Raw genomic sequence first — 1,301 nt, 5'->3', positions numbered from 1 at the left:
TGACCCGTCCTGAAATAAGGCTACATAATTTCAAACATTATGTACAAAAATGACAAAGTAATTAGACGTTACAGTGAACCTTTTAAATTAAAAATCTTAGCAGAACTCAGTACAGGAAAGCACACAAAAAGTGAGCTTTGTAAACTCTATTCCATAGCACCTACAACAGTGAATGTATGGATTAAAAAGTACAATCGTAAAGACTTAATGAACACCAGAGTAAAAGTGGAAACCAAAGACGAAATATCTAGAATTAAAGCACTTCAAAAAGAGATTGAGCAACTTAAAAAACTACTACTTAAAAAGGATCTCGATGCTATGGTAGAAGAATCCTATCTAGAAGTAGCAGCAGAAGATCTAGGCTACAAATCTATTGCTGAACTAAAAAAAAAGTTAAGTATAAAGCCTTAATCAAAGCTAAAGAGAAATCTAAGGGATTTGCTACTCTGGTTACTATAACTGGGTGTTTTGGACTAAAACGTGATGCCTATTACAAGTTTAAAAATAGAGATGACACACGTTTGGAACGTGAACAACAGATTATAAAAATAGTTAGGCAAAGACGCAAATCCCTTCCTAGAGAAGGTGTACGTAAACTCAAAAAATCATTATATAACGAGTTCACCAAAGCCAATCTAAAAGTTGGTAGAGATACTTTATTTAATGTGCTTAGAAAGCATCAAATGCTAACGCTTAGAAAGAAATATAGGATGAGGACAACCAACTCACACCATCGCTTTTATAAGTATAGCAACATCATAAAGGACATTGAAATCAATAGACCCAATCAAGTTTGGGCATCGGATATCACATACATCAGAACCGTAAAAGGCTTTTGCTACCTGGCACTTATTACAGATATGTATTCTCGTAAAATAGTCGGTTATGACCTGAGTGACAGCTTGGAACTAAATGGATGCGTAAGAGCCCTTAATAAAGCTATTTATCAAGCTAAAAACATTAGTGGACTCATACATCATTCTGATAGAGGAATACAATATTGTAGTAATGTATACACACAAATATTAAAAAGGAAAAAGATAAACATTAGTATGACAGAAGAAAATCATTGCTACGAAAACGCAATGGCTGAACGTGTAAATGGGATTTTAAAAGATGAATTCTATCTCGACCAGACCTTTGCAAACGTGGCTCACGCAAAAAGAGCAACAAAAAATGCAATTAATTTGTACAACGAAATAAGATTACATTTATCTTTAGACTATAAAACACCTAATATGGTATATTTAAAAACAGCGTAAAATCAATTTTAACCTGTAGCCATATTTCAGGACAAGACA

At 33.4% G+C, this 1,301-nt stretch carries 2 protein-coding genes; both read left to right on the top strand.

From position 1 onward, the window contains the following. Positions 1-39: 39 nt before the first annotated feature. Entirely contained in the window at positions 40-411 is a 372-nt protein-coding gene (locus tag RH81_RS16070) for a transposase (RefSeq protein WP_033962397.1), read from the top strand. Beyond that, entirely contained in the window at positions 411-1,262 is an 852-nt protein-coding gene (locus RH81_RS16065; RefSeq protein WP_033962396.1) for an IS3 family transposase, read from the top strand. Before RH81_RS16070 ends, RH81_RS16065 begins: the two co-directional genes overlap by 1 nt. Positions 1,263-1,301 lie beyond the last annotated feature (39 nt).

It is taken from the genome of Psychroserpens jangbogonensis (genome assembly GCF_000797465.1).
In the GTDB taxonomy this organism is placed as follows: Bacteria; Bacteroidota; Bacteroidia; order Flavobacteriales; family Flavobacteriaceae; genus Psychroserpens; species Psychroserpens jangbogonensis.
This window is presented reverse-complemented; position numbering and strand designations above follow the sequence as displayed.

Coding starts and splice junctions, on each gene's coding strand:
- RH81_RS16070 (WP_033962397.1), top strand. CDS start 40: ATGTACAAAAATGACAAAGTAATTAGACGTTACAGTGAACCTTTTAAA.